Source organism: Rossellomorea pakistanensis, assembly GCF_016908495.1.
Lineage (GTDB): Bacteria > Bacillota > Bacilli > Bacillales > Bacillaceae_B > Rossellomorea > Rossellomorea pakistanensis.
Window position 1 is genome coordinate 817,748 of record NZ_JAFBDZ010000001.1, and the last position, 20,008, is coordinate 837,755.

A 20,008-nucleotide genomic window follows, 5' to 3' on the forward strand; every position below is an offset into this window, starting at 1 on the left:
TGTTTACGAGAAATGATACTTTTTATTCACCCATACCCTTGACGTTTCTGATATGATATAGATTAGTTTGCGAGGTGGGAAAGAATGAATTTCCATTATCCGAATGGAAAAAAATTTAAAGCTAGTACTTCCCCCATAAAAAAAAAGACCAACACGAAACAAGTTTCATATAGCAATCGGGGGATGACACTTGAGGAGGATCTCAACGAAACCAATAAATATTATTTAACACATGGTATCGCTGTTATTCATAAAAAACCGACACCTGTCCAAATTGTGGATGTGCATTATCCGCAGCGAAGTGCTGCCGTTATTAAAGAAGCTTACTTTAAACAACCTTCCACTACGGATTATAATGGTGTTTATCAAGGGAAATACATTGACTTTGAAGCTAAAGAGACAAGGAATAAGACATCCTTCCCTCTTCAAAATTTCCATAAACACCAAATTCAACATATGAAGGAAGTTTATGAGCAAAAAGGGATTGTTTTTGTTATACTACGTTTCTCAGCTACTGAAGAATTTTATTATCTACCCTTTTCATCGCTTCTTAACTTTTGGGAACGAATGATAACAGGTGGTCGTAAATCCATTACGAAAAGCGAAGTAGAACAAAACGGGTATAACATCCCTATCGGGTTAAACCCAAGAATTGATTATTTAAAAATCGTTCATCATATAATTTTTGAATCTCAAAAATAGATGAAGATGTTGAAAGTGAGGATCTAATATGGCTGGTGAATATAAATCACGTGAAGAAAAACGTAAGGCCCAGCAAACTAGTAAAAAAAATATGCCAAAAGGGAAAGGAAAGAATCGTTCCTTATTTAAGAAAATCATTATTAGTTTATTCCTAATCGGAATAGTAGGAATGCTTGCTGGTGCTGGATTATTTGCTTATTATGCTAGTAATGCACCAAAATTAAATGAAGAATTATTAAAAGACCCGATTGCATCGGATATTTATGATATGAACGGGGATCTGATCACAACTGTCGGTAAAGAAAAACGAGACTATGTAAATTATGATGATATTCCTTCTCTAATGGAAGATGCCATACTCGCAACTGAAGATAACCGTTTTTATAAGCATAATGGAATTGATTTAATCCGACTTGGTGGTGCGGTAGTAGCCAATATCACCCAAGGTTTTGGTTCTGAAGGAGCAAGTACCTTAACACAGCAAGTCATTAAGCGATCTTTCCTAAGCCCCGAGAAAACATTAGAGAGAAAAGCTCAAGAAGCATGGCTTGCGATTAAACTCGAACAAGAATATACAAAAGAAGAAATCTTTGAAATGTACTTTAATAAAGTATATATGTCTGATGGGATCCATGGATTTGGAACCGCTGCTAAACATTACTTCGGTAAAGATTTAAAGGATCTCGAGTTACATGAAGCAGCATTACTTGCGGGGATGCCACAGAGCCCTAATAACTATAATCCATTCGAAGAACCTGAAACGGCAAAGAAACGAAGAGATATTGTACTTTCTCTTATGCACCAGCATAAAAAAATTACTAAAGAAGAAATGGAAAAAGCACAAAATATGCCTGTCAAAGATAGCTTGATTCCAAAAGAAGAACGTGAAAAAGCAACAGGTGATAAATATAGTGCATTTATTGATGCTGTCATTGATGAAGTCGATAAAATGGGAGACTATAATCTATTCTCTGACGGATTAAAAGTGTATACCACACTGGATCCAAATGCTCAAAAACGTGTGGAACAGATCCTAAATGGGGAAGCAATTGACTTTGAATACCCTACTAGACATGAAGCTCCAATGCAGGCTGGAATTACACTTATGGATACGAAAACCGGTGAAATTAGAGCAATTGGGGGTGGACGTGAACGAGGTGATGTGAAACGCGGTTTCAACTTTGCCATTGATAGTAAACGTCAACCAGGTTCAACAATCAAACCACTAATTGATTACGCTCCTGCTATTGAATATTTAGATTGGTCTACTTACCATCAGATTAACGATGAACCATATGAATACTCTACTGGACAGGAGATTGGGAACTGGGATGGGCAGTATAAAGGAAACATCTCTATTCGTGAAGCACTTTGGGATTCACGTAACGTTCCAGCTGTCAAAACCCTGCAAGAGGTCGGTTTAGATAAGGCTAAAGGTTTTGTAGCAAATCTTGGATTAAACTTTGAAAATGTTTACGAGTCTTATGCACTTGGAGGTATAAGTCCTGGAGTTAATACTGTACAAATGGCTGGATCTTATGCTGCTTTTGGTAATAAAGGTGTATACAATAAACCTCATACAGTTAAGAAAGTTGTTCTTCGTGACGGTGAAACAGAAGTGAAAAACACAGAAGAACCACAGACTGCAATGAAGAGTTCAACAGCATATATGATTACAGATATGCTAAAAGATGTTATTTATAAATCCAATGGTACGGGGATTTATGCCGCTGTTCCAGGTCTTCCGATGGCTGGAAAATCCGGAACCACTAACTACACAGATGAAGATAGGGAAAATTACGGAATAACAGATACAAGAGAAGCACCTGACTCCTGGTTTGTCGGCTATACAACCAATTATACAGCATCTGTATGGACTGGATATGAAGAGCGGAAATATTCATTAAACCCTAGGGAGAGAAGGATCGCTCAATACATTACTGCAGACATTATGAGTTATGTGCATGAGGGAATCGAAACAGCAGATTTTGAAAAACCAGCTAATGTTGTCGAATCCCCTGTAGAAATTGGAAGTTCTCCTGCTAAGCTTCCAAGTGATTTTACACCAGAAAATAGAATTTCTTATGAACTCTTCTTGAAAGGTACAGCACCTCAAAAGGTTTCTAAGGAATTCGACCGGATTGATGCACCTGCAGGATTAAAAGCGAAATATGATCAAAAAGCAAACAAAATTACATTGAAATGGGATTACAAAAAGGATAAAGACGTCCATTTTGAGGTGTCTGCATCCATTAATGGTGGAGCATCGCAAGTGTTAACGACTACAAAAGAAAAAGGTCTTAACATCGAGAATATTCAACCAGGAAGTCAATATAGTTTTGAAGTAGTCGCTATTTCAGGGGATCAACGAAGTGATCCTGCAACAACATCTATCGAAGTGAAAGATAAAGAAAAAGATGACGAAGATGAAAATGAAGGCAATGAAGAAGGTCAACCTGGTGATGGTCCTCCTGGAAATGGCGAAGGTAACGGACCTGGAGGTAATAATGGTCAAGGCCCTGGAGATGGAAATGGTCAAGGTAACGGTGGACCTGGTGATGGTCAAGAAGGTGATGGCCAAGGTGGAGATACTGGAACCGGCGGTGAAGACCCTGGCGGCGCTGACGGTGGTCAAGGCGGCGGAGGTGATGGTGGTGGTACTCAACCACCAGAGGAACCTGTTGAAGAAGGGAGTCCGCTAGATCTATTCCAATAATTTTTCAAAAGACCAAAGGCGTAACCTCGCAATGAGGTTACGCCTTCTTTTTTGTGATCGCTAATGCTTTAGCATATTGCTTATGCTGCTCTCCTATTAATTCGGACAATTGGATAAACGAATGATACATTTTAGGATTAGATAAAACAAAAGTAAGCCGCTCATTAAGATTTACAGCTTTGACATGCATTTCTTTTATTTCTTCTTCCCAATCTTTTAACCGTACAGGTTTATTATTACTCCAAAATAGAAGCATAAAAAAGATCGCGATCCCTTTTTTCATGTGAAGCTCTACTTCTTTTGATCTATTCGTAAATAATTCTGTAAGTGTAGGTTTAATAAGATTCCACTCTTCAATCAATTTCATAATAAATGTTTCTGGATTCTCCCATGGCCTTTCACCATTTTTTCCAGTGTAAAAGAGGATCTCATAATAGAAAAATGGATGTAAGCGATTTGTTGATTCATCAAAAGCCACTCGGGGTTCATTTAAAAAATAGAACAATTCACTTCTTAACTGACTCGGGATTTGAATAGGATTCATACCATAATCAAGCCCCCTTTTTGCTTTTCATTCGTTTCTTTCCTTCTCGACATAGATCGAGTAATGGACATATTTCACATTGTGGAGACTGTGCCTTACAATGATATCTACCGAAGAAAATGAGTTGATGATGAGTTTTAGACCATTTTTCTTTCGGAATTTTTTTCATTAACGTTTTTTCAACTTCTAAAACACTATCCTTCCAGCGGCAGATTGCTAATCGCTTGCTTACTCTTTCTACATGAGTATCAACAGCTAATGCAGGCTGTCCAAATGCTACAGAAACGACAACATTAGCTGTTTTTCTTCCTACCCCAGGTAATTTCACTAGCTCATCTCGTTCACATGGGACCTCTCCGCCATATTCGGTTAAAAGAAGCTCACAAAGCTTACGAATATTTTTCGCTTTATTTCGGTATAAACCAATGGAGCGGATATCCTCCTGTAATTCCTCCAATGACACAGCTAAATAGTCCTCAGGTGTTTTATATTTCTCGAATAAAGTTTTTGTCACTTTATTTACAAGAGCATCTGTACATTGAGCTGACATTAAAACAGCAATTACTAATTCAAAGGGGTTATTATGCCTTAACTCGCAAAAAGCCTCTGGAAACATTTTATCTATTTCGTCTAGACAATAATTTATTTGGTCTCTATTTAACAATCTTGCCTCTCCACCTTTTCAAAGAAATGAAAAAAGACTGACTACAAAAAAGATTGTAAATCAGTCCCATCATTATTTATTGTTCAAGCCAATTGTAAAAAGGAACTGTCTTTTTCTTTGGTTCATTTGTTGCATTTTTTTGATACCCTTTTTGATATGGTCGGAATCTTTCCCCATAACTTTTAGCTTGTTCTACCGTTTTAATTCCATTTTTCTTCCATTCAAATAAAATGCGATCAATATAGCGAAAATTTAATTTTCCAGATATGACTGCTTCTCTTAAGGCAGACTTAATGATGACGGGATCATGATCATCTTGATCATGCCACATTGCTAATGTTTCACATTCAAGTGGAGAAAGTGGACGGCCAAACTCTTGCTCAAAACAAGTATATAAATCGGTCTCATTCTTAAGAGTCTCTTCTCTGTTATTCGATTTCCACTCACTTAGTAGTAACTCTGTGAGTTTATTCCATAATGGGGCAAGAGTGTATTTTTCAAAAAGTATACCACTACTCGAGTGTCCTTCTTCTATCGATATTAATTGATGTTGAACCAGTTTTCTAAGAAGTATAGCACACTCCGTCCCAGTAAGGTTCATTCGTTCCGAAAGCTCTTCTGGAGTGGGGAATTGATTACCTTTTTCTAAAAAACTGTAAACCTGTAACAGTAAAACAAATTCAGTTTCTGATACTCCAAGCTTATGATAGTTTGATAAAAGAAGCTGAGGAATACTGATTGTACCTTCTTCCATCCATGCAATTAATAAATTCTTTTCATCCATGACGCCTACACCTCATTAGTAAGTATATCATGTTGTCCTTCGAAAAAGACATGGATAGTGTTAATTTAAATAAAGTAAATCATTCCTAATGGGATGATTTTCATTCTAATGCCTCAGAATGTCCATATAAATAAGGGACCGTTCCGTCTGTTTGACGAAAAGTCCCTTATTGGTCATTATGGATATAAACGATTTAGGAGTCTAGGGAACGGAATGGTTTCGCGGACATGTTCGACCCCGCTAATCCATGCTACTGTTCTTTCTAAACCAAGTCCAAAGCCTGAGTGTGGTACGGAACCGTATTTACGTAATTCTAGATACCATTTATACGCTTCAGGAGATAAATCGTGCTCTTCAATTCTCTGTTTTAATACATCATGATCATGAAGGCGCTCAGAGCCTCCAATAATTTCGCCATATCCTTCTGGTGCAATTAAATCGGCACATAGTACTACATCATCACGATTTGGATCTGGCTGCATGTAGAAAGGCTTTAATGAAGTTGGATAATGAGTAATAAAGACTGGCATATCATAGCTTTCTGCAATAGCTGTTTCATGTGGGGCACCAAAGTCATCTCCCCATTCAACATCATTAAATCCTTTTTCATGTAGGAATTTAATCGCTTCATCATAGCTTATGCGTGGAAATGGCGCTTTGATTTTCTCAAGCTTAGATGTATCTCTTCCTAAACGCTCTAATTCAAGCTTACAATTACTTAGAACGGATTGGACGATAAAGGATACATACTCCTCCTGCACTTTTAAATTATCTTCAAATTCATAGAAAGCCATTTCTGGTTCAATCATCCAGAATTCAATCAAATGGCGGCGAGTTTTAGATTTTTCTGCTCGGAAAGTTGGTCCAAATGAAAATACTTTTCCTAATGCCATTGCTGCTGCTTCCATATAAAGCTGTCCACTTTGTGAAAGGTAAGCATCTTCATCGAAGTACTTAGTAGCAAATAGTTCTGTCGTACCTTCCGGTGCACTTCCTGTTAATATTGGAGGATCTACTTTTACAAAGCCTTCTTTATTAAAAAACTCATAGGTTGCTCGAATGATTTCATTTCTTACTTTCATGACAGCATGTTGTCGACGAGAGCGTAACCATAGATGACGGTGGTCCATTAAGAACTCTGTTCCGTGTTCTTTTGGTGTTATCGGGTAATCTACCGCCTCGTGAATGACCTCAAGACTGTTCACCTGTAGTTCATATCCGAAAGGGGAACGAGTGTCTTCCTGCACGACACCTGTGACATAAATAGATGTCTCTTGAGTTAGGCCTTTAGCTTTCTGAAAAACTTCTTCCTCTACTTCACTCTTCACAACAACACCTTGAATAAACCCGGTTCCGTCACGAAGCTGTAAAAAGGCAATTTTTCCACTTGAACGTTTATTTGCTAACCATGCTCCGATGGTTACTTCTTCTCCAACAAACTTGCTTACTTCCGTAATTGTTGTTTTCACTATTATTTCCCTCCAAAAATCAAAACAAGTCTTACATATGTATTGCTTTTATTATACATATCCATTAACAGTGCCGCAATAGAGCAGGATGATGTATTGGGCTGACCATTACTTTTCAGTAAAGGTCAACCCATCCATTTTACTTTGCACAAATGTATGAATTCTTTCAATTGCTGACTCTAATAGATTTAGGGATGTCGCATATGATAATCGAATATTTTGTGGTGTGCCAAACCCTGACCCAGGGATTACCGCTACTTTTGCTTCTTCAAGTAACGCTTTTGCAAAGCTGTCTACACTATCGTACCCGCAGAGTTTACTCGCTTCCATTACATTTGGATAAAGATAAAATGCACCCTGAGGCTTTAAACAGTTAAAACCTGGAATTGCATTCAATTGTTCAAATACTATATTCAAGCGTTCCTCGAATGCCTTTCGCATGGTCTCCACAGGTACCTGTGTGCCTTTATATGCTGCAACTGCTCCATGTTGAGAAGTAGTTGTAGGGTTAGATGTTGAATGGCTTGCTAAATTGGTCATCGCTTTAATAATCGTTTCATCCCCTGCAGCATAGCCTATTCTCCATCCAGTCATACTATGGGATTTTGATACACCATTTATAATAATCGTTTGAGCTTTTAGTTCTTCAGAAATCTGTGCAATCGAGATATGCTGATGATCTCCATAAACTAGCTTTTCATAAATTTCATCTGAAACAACAAGAAGATTATGCTCAATACAAACTTCACCAAGTGCTTTAAGTTCAGATTCAGAATAAAGCATACCAGTTGGATTACTCGGAGAATTGATGATGACTGCTTTTGTAGTCGGTGTAATCATTTCTTTTAGTTGTTCTGGTGTAATCTTGTATGAATTCTCTTCTTTTCCTTCAACAAATCGTGGAATACCACCAGCAAGCTTAACTTGTTCTGGGTAACTGACCCAATACGGTGAAGGGATAATGACTTCATCACCTTCATTTAACAATACTTGGAATAATGTAAAGAGAGCATGTTTTGCCCCACTTGTAACGATAATCTCACTGTTTTTATACTCAATCCCTTGGTCAGTTTTAAATTTTTGAGCAATCGCTTCTTTTAGTTGTTGAAGTCCGCCTGAAGGAGTATACTTGGTATGCCCCTCTTGCATTGAATTGTAGGCACTTGAAATGATATGCTCTGGTGTGTTGAAGTCGGGTTCTCCTGCACCAAGAGCGATTACATCGATTCCTTGTGACTTCATTTCTTTCGCTTTTGCTGTTATGGCTAAAGTTGTTGAAGGTGTAAGTGCTTTAACTCTCTCTGCTAATGTCCAACTCATGATATGTCCTCCACTCATTAAAGGTTTTCAATTTTTTTCCACCATTCTCCTGATTCAAAAAGAAGATAATAATAATTTAATTGATCTTTATTATTGAGGTAGGTAATTTCCCAAACAGGTCCAACCTCTTCCAATCCTAATTTAACCGATAGAATTTCTTTAGTGCTTTCTTCATTTTTTAGTTTATTAACTGCTTTTTCTTTTGAAATCCCATTTGCCCATTTTTGGGTAATCATTTTATCCTTCTTTTTATTAGGCACCCACACGATCACTTTTTCTTTTTCAGCATTTTTTCCAATTAGTACTACATAGGATTTTGTGCCATTGTATATTGATGCACTATCTACTTTTGAAATTTTTTCTTGAGATTTCGCTAATGTTATTGCTTCTTCCGTTTTTTCATTGAATGGTGATCTTGCATCAACATAAACTTTTATCGATAACCCAATCCCAATCAATAGAATAAATACAATTATAAAGATCATTTTTTTCATCATTTATCACTCATTTATGTACGATATATTGTAAAAACTGCTTGTTCTTTATCATCGGAATCTAAGGCAAGTCCAAACATTAAATCCTTTTCCTTCAATGTACGATTTAATGAATCAACTAATTTATACAAGTCAGAGGTATATTGAACTCGAACAGTTGAAAGTACTTCAATCTTGCTTTCCATTTAGTCTCCTCCTTTTACACAAATATTGCTACAAATATTCGGGTGATAAAGTGGTTAAATTATTATTACACGGAACACCTAAACAACATTATAACAGTATTTTGACCTAGTCCGAATAAAAATTTTCTAATTTCCACACTTTCTTCTTGAAGATGACCTTTTACCATTTTTTATGATTAAGGTCATCTATTTTTTAGCATTTTTTAGCAAATTGTCTGCAAAAGGAGATAGGTTTCTTTAATTTGATTCGGCTCTTCTTCTATTGCATCATCATTTGGAAATGTGATGACCTCGTAATTAAGCGGATTAAATTTAATTGTAATAAGACCATGTTGACCTGTTAAATAAATATCAATCCATGTTTCATGAAGAAGCTCTAGAAATTCTGAGTTAAGCATTCTCTGTTTTGAGCGATAAAGAATCGCTGTTTGAGGGTCAATATGTTTTAGAAGTTCTTCAGAAATAAAATTTGATTTATTATAAATCGGGATTTTAATAATATTTACATCACTTAATTTCTGACTAAGTAAATGAGATTGAACGGCTTTTGTATACGAGGATAACCACAAAAATAAATGTTTATTAAAAGAAATCTTGAAGTCTAAACCTTCACCTGCAGCCGCTCCTTCATAAACTACCTCTAATTGCAAGTGATTACTCAATTTCACTTTTTCATTTTCACTTAAAGGAATTACCTTTAACCTATTTTGTTCCTGAGATTCTAAAAATGTCTTTCCCATATAGACCTTGGACACCTTAAAGTCCTTTATGATTTCTTCAATGAACTCTGGATAATATTCTCGTTGTTCTGTCACAATAATGCCTTGTATCTTTTTTGCACCAAATTGCCTTAGAACAGAATAGAGATTCTTTTTATTTTCACCGGGACCCGTATTGATTAAATAATTCATTTCATTCGGTAAATGCAGGATGGCAATCTCACCTTTTGCTAAAGGTAAAAATGATAACCCATATTCATTTCCATGTAATTTTAAGTCTACTTGAGGTTCCGTTTCCCCGATGGCTGATACACTGCTGATTGATAGCAGAAAGAATAGAATCATTACGATTAGTTTTTTCATAATAACGCCTCCGAAAATGCTTCTACATTTAGAGTGCGTTAAACATTAAATATTATCATAAAATTGATTCAAAGCCATTCCTCAATCCATTGAAGAAGTTCCTCAAGATTTCCTTTCCTGACAGGCATCGATGGAATGGATTGCAAGAATGCTCTCCCATATCTAGTTGATATAATTCTTTGGTCAAAAACAATAACGATTCCTCTATCACTACTTCTTCGAATTAATCGACCCACTCCTTGCTTAAAGCGGATGACTGCTTCTGGAAGAGAGTATGCAGAAAAAGCGTTTTTCCCTTCTATTTTAAGACGATCACACTTAGATTGATTAATTGGCTCATTTGGTGGTGAAAATGGTAATCTTACCATAATTAAACAAGACAAATCCTCTCCAGGTATATCTACTCCTTCCCAAAAACTATTCGTTCCAAACAGAATAGCTTTATCGAATCGTTGAAAATTTTTCGTAAGTTTGGTCCGGCTCCCACTCGATATTCCTTGTGCCATCAATACATAATCATCCAGTAAACCACTATCCTTCATAAGCTCATGGGTTTTTCTTAGCATATCATAGGCAGTAAATAAAACGAGCATCCTTCCTTTTGTTGCTTGAGCAATCGCAATTAGATGAGCACTAATCGCCTCAACATACTCAATTACGGAGACGCTTTGAATTTCAGGGAGATCGTTTGGGATATATAATGTTGAGTTTTTCTCATATTGAAACGGAGAAGGAAGCTGCAACTGTTTAATCTTTTCCTGTGAGAGACCAACTTCTTTTAATAAATAGTCGAATGATGACTGAACGGTTAAGGTAGCAGAAGTAATAACCGCACTTTCAATTTTCGAAAATAATCGCTCCTGTAGTGATTCCCCAACAGATATCGGCTGCGATTGTATGACTAAACTGGTTGGTAAGGAGCGTAAATCTCCTTCTATCCAAATCACTTGTTCTTCTTGACCTTTTATAAATACAAGTTGCAATTGCTCCTTTAATTGAGACCAGTCCTTTAAAAAGCTATAAAGTTCTTCAACTAGTGTCTTTTCTTGGTCTTCTAACTTTACATCCTCCTTCTTAATTTGGTCTAAGCGATCAGAAATGGCGTTTTCAATCCCCTTCATTTGTGAGTAAACTCTTTCTGTTGCAATCAAAACGGGTTGCCATGCTCTTTCGGACATGATTTCATCTGTCAACCTTAATTGAATTTTTTGCACATCTCTTCTCTTCTTTGCGTGCTTAAGAAAAGTAGAAGCGAGGAGATTTAAACATTCGTCTAATTCCCGATAAAATTCTACGATCATCATATCAAGTTCAAACGAATGAAGATCGTACTTAACATGATACTTTTCAAGTAGTGTTTCAAGTTTATAATAGAGTTGTTTTTGATCTAAATTTCCCAACTGACCTGTCGTAAATTTAACTGAAATGTAGTCTATCAGCTTTCCGAAATGTTTTCTAGCCGCTTTCTCTAAATGATGTCCTTCATCTATTATGACTTGTTGGTAGGATGGCAAAAGATTAGTCTCTGCAATCAAGTCTGTTAATAACATCGAGTGATTAGTAATGATTAAATCAGCTCGATTCGATTGCTTCCGAGCATGCAAATAGAAGTCCCGGCTAATCCAAGGGTCCTTTTCTTTTTGCAGATGCCAACCGTCATGCTTGATTCGATTCCAAAAGAGCATTCCACCACTTGTAAGGTTTAGTTCATCAATATCCCCTGAATTTGTCACGGTTAACCACACGAGAATTTGCATCTTAGTTAAAACTACATCAAATTGTGATTCCTCTTCCCTTAAAGATTGTTCAAATTTGAATAAATTCAAATAATGATTTCTTCCTTTTAACAGAACAACATGAAAAGGGAAATCGGTCATTTCCTGTAATTGTTTCACTTCTTTTTGAAGAAGTTGTTCTTGTAGTTGAACAGTATATGTACTTATCACGACGGGAATTTTCATTGCTTTACTATAATAAAGTGCAGGAATTAAGTACCCTAACGATTTACCGACACCTGTACCAGCTTCGACAATAAGATGCTCCTTACAAGAAAAAGCATCATAAACTGCATCCATCATTTGAAATTGACTATGTCTACGCTCAAAATTTTCAAAAGCATGCTGTAGCAATTTTTCTTTATTTGTATCATTTGAAGGATATACGATATCATCAGAAGGCAAACTGGCGTCCAATTGTTCTTCTTTCTTCTTTAATGCGATTCCTCTATAGATTTCAATCGTTTCAGGTAATTCGTCAATATGCATTCTATTCTTATCGACTATCCATTGAAGAAGTAACTCTAAATCACTTTTCAAATACTTTGCCAATGGTTGTAACGTTTCAAGTGTAACAAGGGGGAGCTTAGACAAAACTTCAATAAAATGCAGGAGTAGCAGTGCGGTTACATATGCATCACTATCCGCTTGGTGTGGACGATCATGACTAAGTGTAAACCGGTCAGCTAATTCTGTTAATTTATAACTTTCTGCTGTAGGATAGCTAATCTTCGCTAATTCAACAGTATCCACCTTCGGACCGTAAAAACCATTATATCCTGCTTCTTCTAGTTCAGACTGTAAAAAGCCTAAGTCAAAGTCAACATTATGAGCAACAAATACTGCACCATCCATTATTTCTAATACTATTGGTGCAATTTCTTCAAATGAAGGAGCTCCTTCCACCATTTCATCATTAATTCCTGTTAGTTCTTCGATAAAGGTAGGAATGGTTATTTCAGGATTTATAAAGGTTGTGTATTGGCTCATAATCTTACCATTTTCTATCGTAACCGCTGATAATTGAATGATTCGATCTCCTTTTTTAGGAGAATTACCAGTTGTTTCAAGGTCCACTACGACCATCTTTTGAGAAATCATATTATCACTCTGCCTTTTAAAACATGAAAGTACACTTAACCGGAGTCGCCTCGATGTACCATCTTAGCCATCCTGTTTTAATGTAACGTTTTGTTAATATATCGATCAGGTTTAAGACATTCACCTATAAGGGATGGTCTTTATCCCCCTCATTTGCTATAAATTAAAAAGAACATTTTCTTTCCTTGCAAGTTTATCATATTTTGTGAACGATTTGATAGGGTGGACAAGCGGTTCAAGAATTTGAACATAGAAAAAGACCCGCCATTTTATCAATCAATTGTAATGGTGGCAGGTCGAATGTTGGTTGACAAATTTATGTTCATAAAAAATAACAATCTTTAAGAAAACAGCCTAATTAATAAATTGTAGCCGCTGGTTCTACCCCAAGCATTTCTGAAATTTTATTATTTTCGTCCATTATTGCTACTTTCGGTTTATGAATACGTGCATCTTCTTCAGACATCATTTTATATGAGATAATAATGACTACATCCCCCTTATGAACAAGCCTTGCGGCTGCACCATTCAAACAAATGACACCACTTCCGCGTTCTCCGGGAATGATGTATGTCTCAAGTCGAGCACCGTTATTATTATTAACGATTTGGACTTTTTCATTCGGCAGCATATCAACAGCATCTAATATATCCTCATCAATAGTAATGCTTCCTACATAATTCAGGTTTGCTTCCGTTACCTTTGCCCTATGGATTTTTCCAGTCATTATTGTTCTAAACATTCCAATATTCCTCCTGTTTTAACCTAGATCGACAATAATATTATCAATTAGTCTAGCCTGCTTAAATTGAACTGCAACAGCAATCAGTATTTCCCCTTTTATCTGTTTAGGCAGGGTAAGACTAGGGAATGTATAAGCATCTACATATTCAACAATTCCAGAAGTATTTAGTTCAATACATTGTCTTAGTTCTTGTAGGACACTCTTAATGTCTCCCTTGTTATTACATAATGAATTTGCTGCATTAGTAAGTGAATGATAAATTACAGGTGCCTCGATTCTTTCTTGATCACTTAGATACACGTTTCGTGAACTTTTTGCCAGGCCCTCTCGTTCTCTTACAGTAGGTACTCTTACAATTTCGATAGGGAAAAAGAAATCCTCCACAAGTCCTTCCACTACAGCAACCTGCTGTGCATCTTTTAATCCAAAATAAGCAGCATCAGGTTCTATAATATGAAATAATTTTGTTAAAACTGTAACAACTCCATCAAAATGACCTTCTCTTTTTTTACCACATAATACATTGACTCGTTCTTTTACTGTCATGTGTATAGATAGAGCCTTAGGGTAAATATCATCGACACCAGGGATAAATAAAACATCCACACCGGTATCTTTTGCAAGTTTATAATCATGTTCTTCATCTCTTGGATATCGTTCAAAATCTTCATTTGGCCCAAATTGTAATGGATTTACGAAGATACTCATTACTACCAGATCATTCTCAGGTTTTGCTCTATCTACTAATGCTAAGTGACCTTCATGTAAAAACCCCATTGTCGGTACAAATCCAATTTTTTTGCCTTTAGATTTCGATTCTTTAATAAATTCTTTCATTTCATGTACATTTTTAAGAACAATCACTTCACTTTTCCTCCGTATAACGATGATAATTCCTCTTCCTTCATCGTAAATGAATGCTCTTGCTGCGGAAATTGACCCTCTTTTACTTCATGAATATATGTTTTAATAGAAGATAGTGTGATTTCATTCACATCATTATACTTTTTCACAAACTTTGGTACCCGTTCTACACCATAAGAAATTAAATCATGATACACTAGGACTTGACCATCCGTGTCACTTCCAGCCCCAATCCCTATCGTCGGAATGGATAAATTTTCAGAAACTTCTTTTGCAATTTGTCTTGGAATACATTCAAGAACAATCGCAAAAGCCCCTGCTTCCTCACATTTTTTTGCTTCCTCTATCAACATCTTAGCAGCTTCTGCTGTTTTCCCTTGAACCTTGTAGCCTCCTAAAACATTGACTGTTTGTGGAGTTAGTCCCAAATGAGCCATTACAGGGATTCCTGCTTCTGTCAAAGATGTGATTTTATTAATGACTTTTCCACCACCTTCAACTTTAACAGCATGGGCCCCGCCTTCTTGAACTAATTTAGCAGCAGATTTCAATGTCTCCTCTACGGAAAGATGATAGGTCATAAATGGCATGTCCGTAATAACAAAAGTGTTAGATGCCCCTCTTTTTACTGCTTTAGAATGATGAATCATATCGTCGATTGTTACTGGCACCGTAGAATCGTACCCTAGTACTACCATGCCTAATGAATCACCTACAAGAATGACATCGATGCCCGCTTCCTCTGCTAACTTTGCAGAAGGATAATCATAGGCAGTAAGCATGCTAATTTTTGTTCCATCCGCTTTCATGTTTCTTAAATCACTTGTACTTTTCACTCTTTTTCCTCCTCTCGAATGATCAGAGGTGACGAAACAATGAAAATGCAACCATCTCCATATTAAACTCAAAAAGGGATCCTTCATAAAAAATGACAGAAGGATCCCATAGCTTTTTTTATCGTTTCGACCCTCTGTCCCAGTCCATTATTGGATCAAGGCAGAATAGTAATTAGAATTCAAATAGATAACACTGTTTTAAGGTGCAGTTCCAAAGATACTGCCCAAATAAATTATAACAAATAAATATAATATTGAATAATAGAATTTACTGAATGGGTTCATTCACCTCGATGTCAGCTGAATAGACTTCATGAATATGTCCTGAATGGTCCTGAATTCGTAAGACGCCATCATCATTTATCCCTAATGCTTTTCCTTTTATTTCTCCAGTAATTGTTCTAGCTGTAATTTCCTTGCCAATACTGATTGCATATCCTTCCCATAATAACTTGATTGGTGAAAAGCCTTCTTTCATATATATTTCATAATAAAGCTCAAGTTTTTCAAGGATTTTCTGAACCAGCCTTGAGCGTGGGATCATTTGCCCTTTTTCAATTGCAAGTGACGTAGCAATGGAATGTAATTCTTGTGGGAAGTCCTCAATCGTTTGATTTACATTGGTACCCATTCCAATGATAATGGAATTTATTTTATCTGATTCTGCCTGAAGCTCTGTTAATATTCCCGTTACTTTTTTTCCGTTTAATAAAATATCGTTTGGCCATTTTATTTCAGGATGTAAATCCCAAACTTCTTCTATGGCCTGAACAACAGCTACTGCTGCGATTAAAGTGAACTGTGGTGCACGTTGAGGAGGTAATTGGGGCTTTAAAATTAAACTCATCCAGATTCCAGTACGCTTAGATGAATGCCAGTTTCTCATCAACCGCCCTCTTCCTTCTGTTTGCTCATCAGCAATTACTAATGTACCTTCAGGTGCACCATTCTGAGCGTACTGATGTGCTAACTTCTGAGTAGAAGGAACTGTTTCTTCATAATAAATCGTCTGCCCTAATGATTTTGTATTCAGCCCAAGATGGATTTCATTTTGCGACACGCGATCAGGTGTATGCAAAATACGATATCCTTTCTTGCGAATTGCGTCTAGTTTAAATCCTTCTTTTCTAAGATCTTCTATATGCTTCCAAACAGCTGTTCTTGAGCAACCCACAATATCAGCTAATGCTTGCCCGGATAGAAATTCTCCATTCGCTTGCCTAAAGGCTTCTAATAATTTTTTTCTTATAGGTGATTGCAACTTATTAGCCACTCCCTTATTGAATTCTTATTGTTTTCTACATTTTGATTCACTACTGCTTCCTCAATCTCCTGTAATAGTTCCTTCACCCAAGTCCCACCTTTTTGGGATTTCCATCGAATAAGATCATGTCCTGTTATATCGATTTCCTTTAGACTTTTAACCGGTAGTTGTTCAAACTTATTTTTTAAAGTTTGAATTTCACAATCTATTTGCGAGATATCTTTTCCATTTAATGTTAGGAAGAGTATTTCAACGTCACATGCCATTTGAATGCCAGCCTTATATAATTCATAATAATCCCAATGGATGTTCACTCGATTTTGTAAAGTATTATGGACCTTTATTAAATAGTTTATTTTCTTACTCGGAAGTTTCCAAGCTTTTAAAAATTCATGTTGCGCTTCTCTATTTATGTGAAAGAGAATTAACCCCCATATTTGTTGATTCGATAAAGTTGATATTGAATAGGCAGCAGATTTTGTCAACGCTTCCTTTGATATTGAATAGCCTGGTAAATATTGATACATTCCTGAAGAATTCAGTAGATTGAAAGCTGCATGTTTAAAGTCCCCTTCTATAAGCTTCTCAAATTCTGCCGTGATTCGTTCAACACTTATATGTTCTAGTAAATGGGCATTCTCAGTCAATGAGTGAATCGTTTCTTTTGACACATCGAAACCTAGTTGACTAATAAACCGAATAGCTCTCATCATTCTTAATGCATCTTCATTAAATCGCTTATGTGGTGAACCGACAGTCGTTATAATCTTATTGGCTATGTCCCTTTTTCCGTGATAAGGGTCAATTAAACTTCCTTCCTTGTTCATTGCAATGGCATTCATTGTAAAATCGCGACGTTCTAAATCCTTATTTAATGATCGAATGAAGGTAACTCCTTCTGGTCTCCTAAAATCCTTATATTCCGTTTCTGTTCGAAAAGTGGTAATTTCATACCCTTCCCCATTATAGTTGACTAGAACAGTACCATGTTCGATGCCAATATCCACAGTATTAGGAAATATGGATTTTATCTCCTGTGGAAGAGCAGAAGTTGCAATGTCAACATCGTTAATAGGTCTACCTAATAAATAATCTCGAACAGATCCACCTACAAAATAGGCTTCAAAATGAGCCCTTTCAATCTCTATTAGGATCGGAAGGGCTTTTTGAAATTGTTTAGGGAGCAAAGAAATCACCTAGCTTTCATTAATTAGATCATAGTAGATTGTTTCATATTGTTCGACTATTTTATTAGAATGGAATCTCTCTCTAGCAGTCTCTAGGGCTCCATTTGATAGCTTTTTATATAATTTCTTATCAGCTAATAGGGCAATAGCTTTTTTCGAAATTTCTTCAATATCTCCAAATGGACAAATATATCCATTCACTCCATCAAAAATAACCTCGGGGATTCCCCCTACATTTGTCCCTATACATGGAACACCACAAGCCATTGCTTCTAAGGCAACAAGCCCAAAGCTTTCCTTCGCGGATAATAATAATTTTAGATCACTAATGGAGTATAGTTCCTCAAGATTATCTTGTTTCCCTAATAATAGAACTCGACCCTCAATGCCGAGTTCTTTCACAAGTTGACAAATGATTGTTTTCTCTGGGCCATCACCAACCAATAGTAACTTTGCAGGTAGGTGGTCTTGGATATTTTTAAATGTTTTCACTACATCCTGGACCCTTTTGACTCCTCTAAAGTTTGATACATGGATAATGACTTTCTCATCCTCAAGTATGCGATACTCTTTTCTTAAATGTGAGGAATCTACATAATGATATTCTCTCTCATCAATGAAATTATAAACAGTATGTATATCCTTATCTGGATTAATTAAATCATAGGTTTGTTTTATAAGGGCATCGGATACAGCCGTTACATAATCAGACTTTTCAATCCCAAAACGAATCGCTCCTGTTAAGGATGGATCGTATCCTAACACCGTAATATCTGTACCGTGAAGAGTCGTCACAATCTTCACATCCGTTCCAGCTATTTGCTTACCAAGAATAGCGCAAACTGCATGAGGGATCGCATAATGTACATGTAATAGGTCGAGCCCCTCCCTCTTTACAACCTCTGCCATTTTATTTGCAAGAGCAATATCATATGGGGGATATTGAAAAACAGAATACTGATTAACTTCAACTTGATGGAAATAAATATTATGATACATTTTATTTAGTCTAAAAGGGATACTTGAAGTAATAAAATGGATTTCGTGACCACGTTCTGCCAATAGTTTACCAAGTTCTGTTGCTACCACTCCGGATCCGCCAACAGTGGGGTAGCATGTTATGCCAATTTTTAATTTCATTACTATTCTCCTAACAGGTCTTCTTTAAGAATTAGTGTTTTATGTGAAAAGAAGCCCTCTGCATACTTAATTCCAGCATCCTTCCCCATCAATCGGTCTCTTGCTTCTACTGATTCAATATATCCATCTGTTAGTGGGGTGGCAACTCCGGCCGTTCCCATCTCAAATTGACTTTCATATGCTTTTAAAGCAGCAAGTTTCACATTTAACTGGTCAGAAATATCGATTAAAAAGTCAGGTTGATGATAACCATTAATGATATAGAAAAATAAATTAGTTGGTTTGTGTGATGGGCTTTCCGGCTGATACTTTCGAATGCCAGCTGAAAAGAAAGCTTCTCGAATTAGCCGAGAGGCATTGCCATGGTCGGGATGACGATCTATTTCATTTGGTGCAAATACCACTTTAGGACGGTACCTGCGAATAACCTCTACGATTTTTTGGATATTCTTTTCAGTCAAAAAAAGGCCGCGATCAGGAATGTCCAACGTAATTCTCTCATGCACTCCTAATTGCTTAGAAGCGCTACCTGCTTCCTTCTTTCTTAACTCGATGGTCCCATTTGAAGAAAGCTCTGCATGTGTCAGATCACATATGACAATTTTCTTTCCGAATGAGCTATATTTTGCAATACTTCCTCCCATTCCAATTTCAACGTCATCAGCATGTGCACCGAATGCAAGGATATCTATTCCGTATTTTTTCAATTTCCTTCTTCCCTTTCATTCTTTTTTAAAGTGGATCGGTTCTCGACCTCACCTCTCTCAACTGCCTTTACAAGTATTTCTGCTGTCCCATTATTAGTTGCCAGTGGTACAGAATAAACATCGCAAAGGCGAATAAGAGCTGAAACATCTGGTTCATGGGGCTGTGCTGTAAGTGGATCTCGAAAAAATAATATTAAGTCCATCTTATGGTTTGCAATAAATGCACCAATTTCTTGATCACCACCGAGTGGTCCTGATTGAAAACGATGGACATCTAGACCTGTTTCGTCTATAATTCTTTGACCAGTTGTCCCTGTGGCAAATAATTGATGATTAGTAAAAATCGATTTATATTTTTGTACGAAACGAATCAGATTATCCTTCTTCTTATCATGAGCGATTAGGGCAATATTCATCTTAAGCCCTCCT

The 20,008-nt window shown here is 36.5% G+C and carries 19 protein-coding genes; 2 read left to right on the forward strand and 17 right to left on the reverse strand.

The window, feature by feature from the left end; translation table 11 throughout:
- Positions 1-84: 84 nt before the first annotated feature.
- On the forward strand, positions 85-702 hold the full coding sequence (recU, locus tag JOC86_RS04060) for a Holliday junction resolvase RecU (protein WP_205168479.1): 618 nt from the start codon (positions 85-87) through the stop codon (positions 700-702).
- Between the two features lie 28 nt (positions 703-730).
- Complete coding sequence (locus JOC86_RS04065; protein WP_205168480.1) at positions 731-3,418, forward strand: penicillin-binding protein 1A; 2,688 nt, start codon at positions 731-733, stop codon at positions 3,416-3,418.
- A gap of 37 nt (positions 3,419-3,455) precedes the next feature.
- Here the strand turns inward: JOC86_RS04065 and JOC86_RS04070 are convergent, their stop codons facing one another.
- The 17 genes from JOC86_RS04070 to mgsA all read right to left on the reverse strand — a co-directional run bounded on the left by JOC86_RS04070 (position 3,456) and on the right by mgsA (position 19,995).
- The gene (locus tag JOC86_RS04070) at positions 3,456-3,962 is read right to left on the reverse strand and encodes a YpoC family protein (RefSeq protein ID WP_205168481.1); all 507 of its coding nucleotides are present in this window, start codon (positions 3,960-3,962) and stop codon (positions 3,456-3,458) included.
- Between the two features lie 7 nt (positions 3,963-3,969).
- On the reverse strand, positions 3,970-4,626 hold the full coding sequence (gene nth / locus JOC86_RS04075) for an endonuclease III (protein WP_205168482.1): 657 nt from the start codon (positions 4,624-4,626) through the stop codon (positions 3,970-3,972).
- 76 nt (positions 4,627-4,702) lie between these two features.
- A complete protein-coding gene (locus JOC86_RS04080; RefSeq protein WP_205168483.1) occupies positions 4,703-5,410 on the reverse strand; it encodes a DnaD domain-containing protein in 708 nt (235 codons plus the stop codon).
- Positions 5,411-5,586: 176 nt separating this feature from the next.
- A complete protein-coding gene (asnS, locus tag JOC86_RS04085) occupies positions 5,587-6,879 on the reverse strand; it encodes an asparagine--tRNA ligase (RefSeq protein WP_205168484.1) in 1,293 nt (430 codons plus the stop codon).
- Positions 6,880-6,987: 108 nt separating this feature from the next.
- Entirely contained in the window at positions 6,988-8,199 is a 1,212-nt protein-coding gene (locus JOC86_RS04090) for a pyridoxal phosphate-dependent aminotransferase (RefSeq protein ID WP_205168485.1), read from the reverse strand.
- Positions 8,200-8,216: 17 nt separating this feature from the next.
- Positions 8,217-8,693, reverse strand: coding sequence for a cell wall elongation regulator TseB-like domain-containing protein (locus JOC86_RS04095; protein ID WP_205168486.1), 477 nt, complete (start codon positions 8,691-8,693; stop codon positions 8,217-8,219).
- A gap of 14 nt (positions 8,694-8,707) precedes the next feature.
- Positions 8,708-8,878 (reverse strand): YpmA family protein, encoded by a 171-nt coding sequence (locus tag JOC86_RS04100; RefSeq protein ID WP_205168487.1) that lies wholly within the window; start codon positions 8,876-8,878, stop codon positions 8,708-8,710.
- Positions 8,879-9,081: 203 nt separating this feature from the next.
- Entirely contained in the window at positions 9,082-9,960 is an 879-nt protein-coding gene (locus JOC86_RS04105) for a ComEC/Rec2 family competence protein (protein ID WP_205168488.1), read from the reverse strand.
- Positions 9,961-10,028: 68 nt separating this feature from the next.
- Positions 10,029-12,836, reverse strand: coding sequence for an ATP-dependent DNA helicase DinG (gene dinG, locus JOC86_RS04110; RefSeq protein ID WP_205168489.1), 2,808 nt, complete (start codon positions 12,834-12,836; stop codon positions 10,029-10,031).
- A gap of 358 nt (positions 12,837-13,194) precedes the next feature.
- The gene (panD, locus tag JOC86_RS04115; RefSeq protein WP_205168490.1) at positions 13,195-13,578 is read right to left on the reverse strand and encodes an aspartate 1-decarboxylase; all 384 of its coding nucleotides are present in this window, start codon (positions 13,576-13,578) and stop codon (positions 13,195-13,197) included.
- An 18-nt stretch (positions 13,579-13,596) separates the two neighbouring features.
- Positions 13,597-14,445 carry a pantoate--beta-alanine ligase gene (gene panC, locus JOC86_RS04120; RefSeq protein WP_205168491.1) on the reverse strand — a complete coding sequence of 283 codons (849 nt, stop codon included), beginning with the start codon at positions 14,443-14,445 and terminating at the stop codon, positions 13,597-13,599.
- Positions 14,442-15,281 carry a 3-methyl-2-oxobutanoate hydroxymethyltransferase gene (panB, locus tag JOC86_RS04125; RefSeq protein ID WP_205168492.1) on the reverse strand — a complete coding sequence of 280 codons (840 nt, stop codon included), beginning with the start codon at positions 15,279-15,281 and terminating at the stop codon, positions 14,442-14,444. Before panB ends, panC begins: the two co-directional genes overlap by 4 nt.
- Before the next feature lie 268 nt (positions 15,282-15,549).
- Positions 15,550-16,542, reverse strand: a complete 993-nt coding sequence (locus tag JOC86_RS04130) for a biotin--[acetyl-CoA-carboxylase] ligase (protein WP_205168493.1) — start codon at positions 16,540-16,542, stop codon at positions 15,550-15,552.
- Positions 16,527-17,732, reverse strand: a complete 1,206-nt coding sequence (locus JOC86_RS04135; RefSeq protein ID WP_239587371.1) for a CCA tRNA nucleotidyltransferase — start codon at positions 17,730-17,732, stop codon at positions 16,527-16,529. The genes JOC86_RS04130 and JOC86_RS04135 overlap by 16 nt, the downstream gene beginning before the upstream one ends.
- A gap of 9 nt (positions 17,733-17,741) precedes the next feature.
- Positions 17,742-18,872, reverse strand: a complete 1,131-nt coding sequence (bshA, locus tag JOC86_RS04140; protein WP_205168494.1) for an N-acetyl-alpha-D-glucosaminyl L-malate synthase BshA — start codon at positions 18,870-18,872, stop codon at positions 17,742-17,744.
- Positions 18,873-18,874: 2 nt separating this feature from the next.
- The gene (gene bshB1 / locus JOC86_RS04145) at positions 18,875-19,579 is read right to left on the reverse strand and encodes a bacillithiol biosynthesis deacetylase BshB1 (protein WP_205168495.1); all 705 of its coding nucleotides are present in this window, start codon (positions 19,577-19,579) and stop codon (positions 18,875-18,877) included.
- The gene (gene mgsA, locus JOC86_RS04150; RefSeq protein WP_205168496.1) at positions 19,576-19,995 is read right to left on the reverse strand and encodes a methylglyoxal synthase; all 420 of its coding nucleotides are present in this window, start codon (positions 19,993-19,995) and stop codon (positions 19,576-19,578) included. Before mgsA ends, bshB1 begins: the two co-directional genes overlap by 4 nt.
- Positions 19,996-20,008 lie beyond the last annotated feature (13 nt).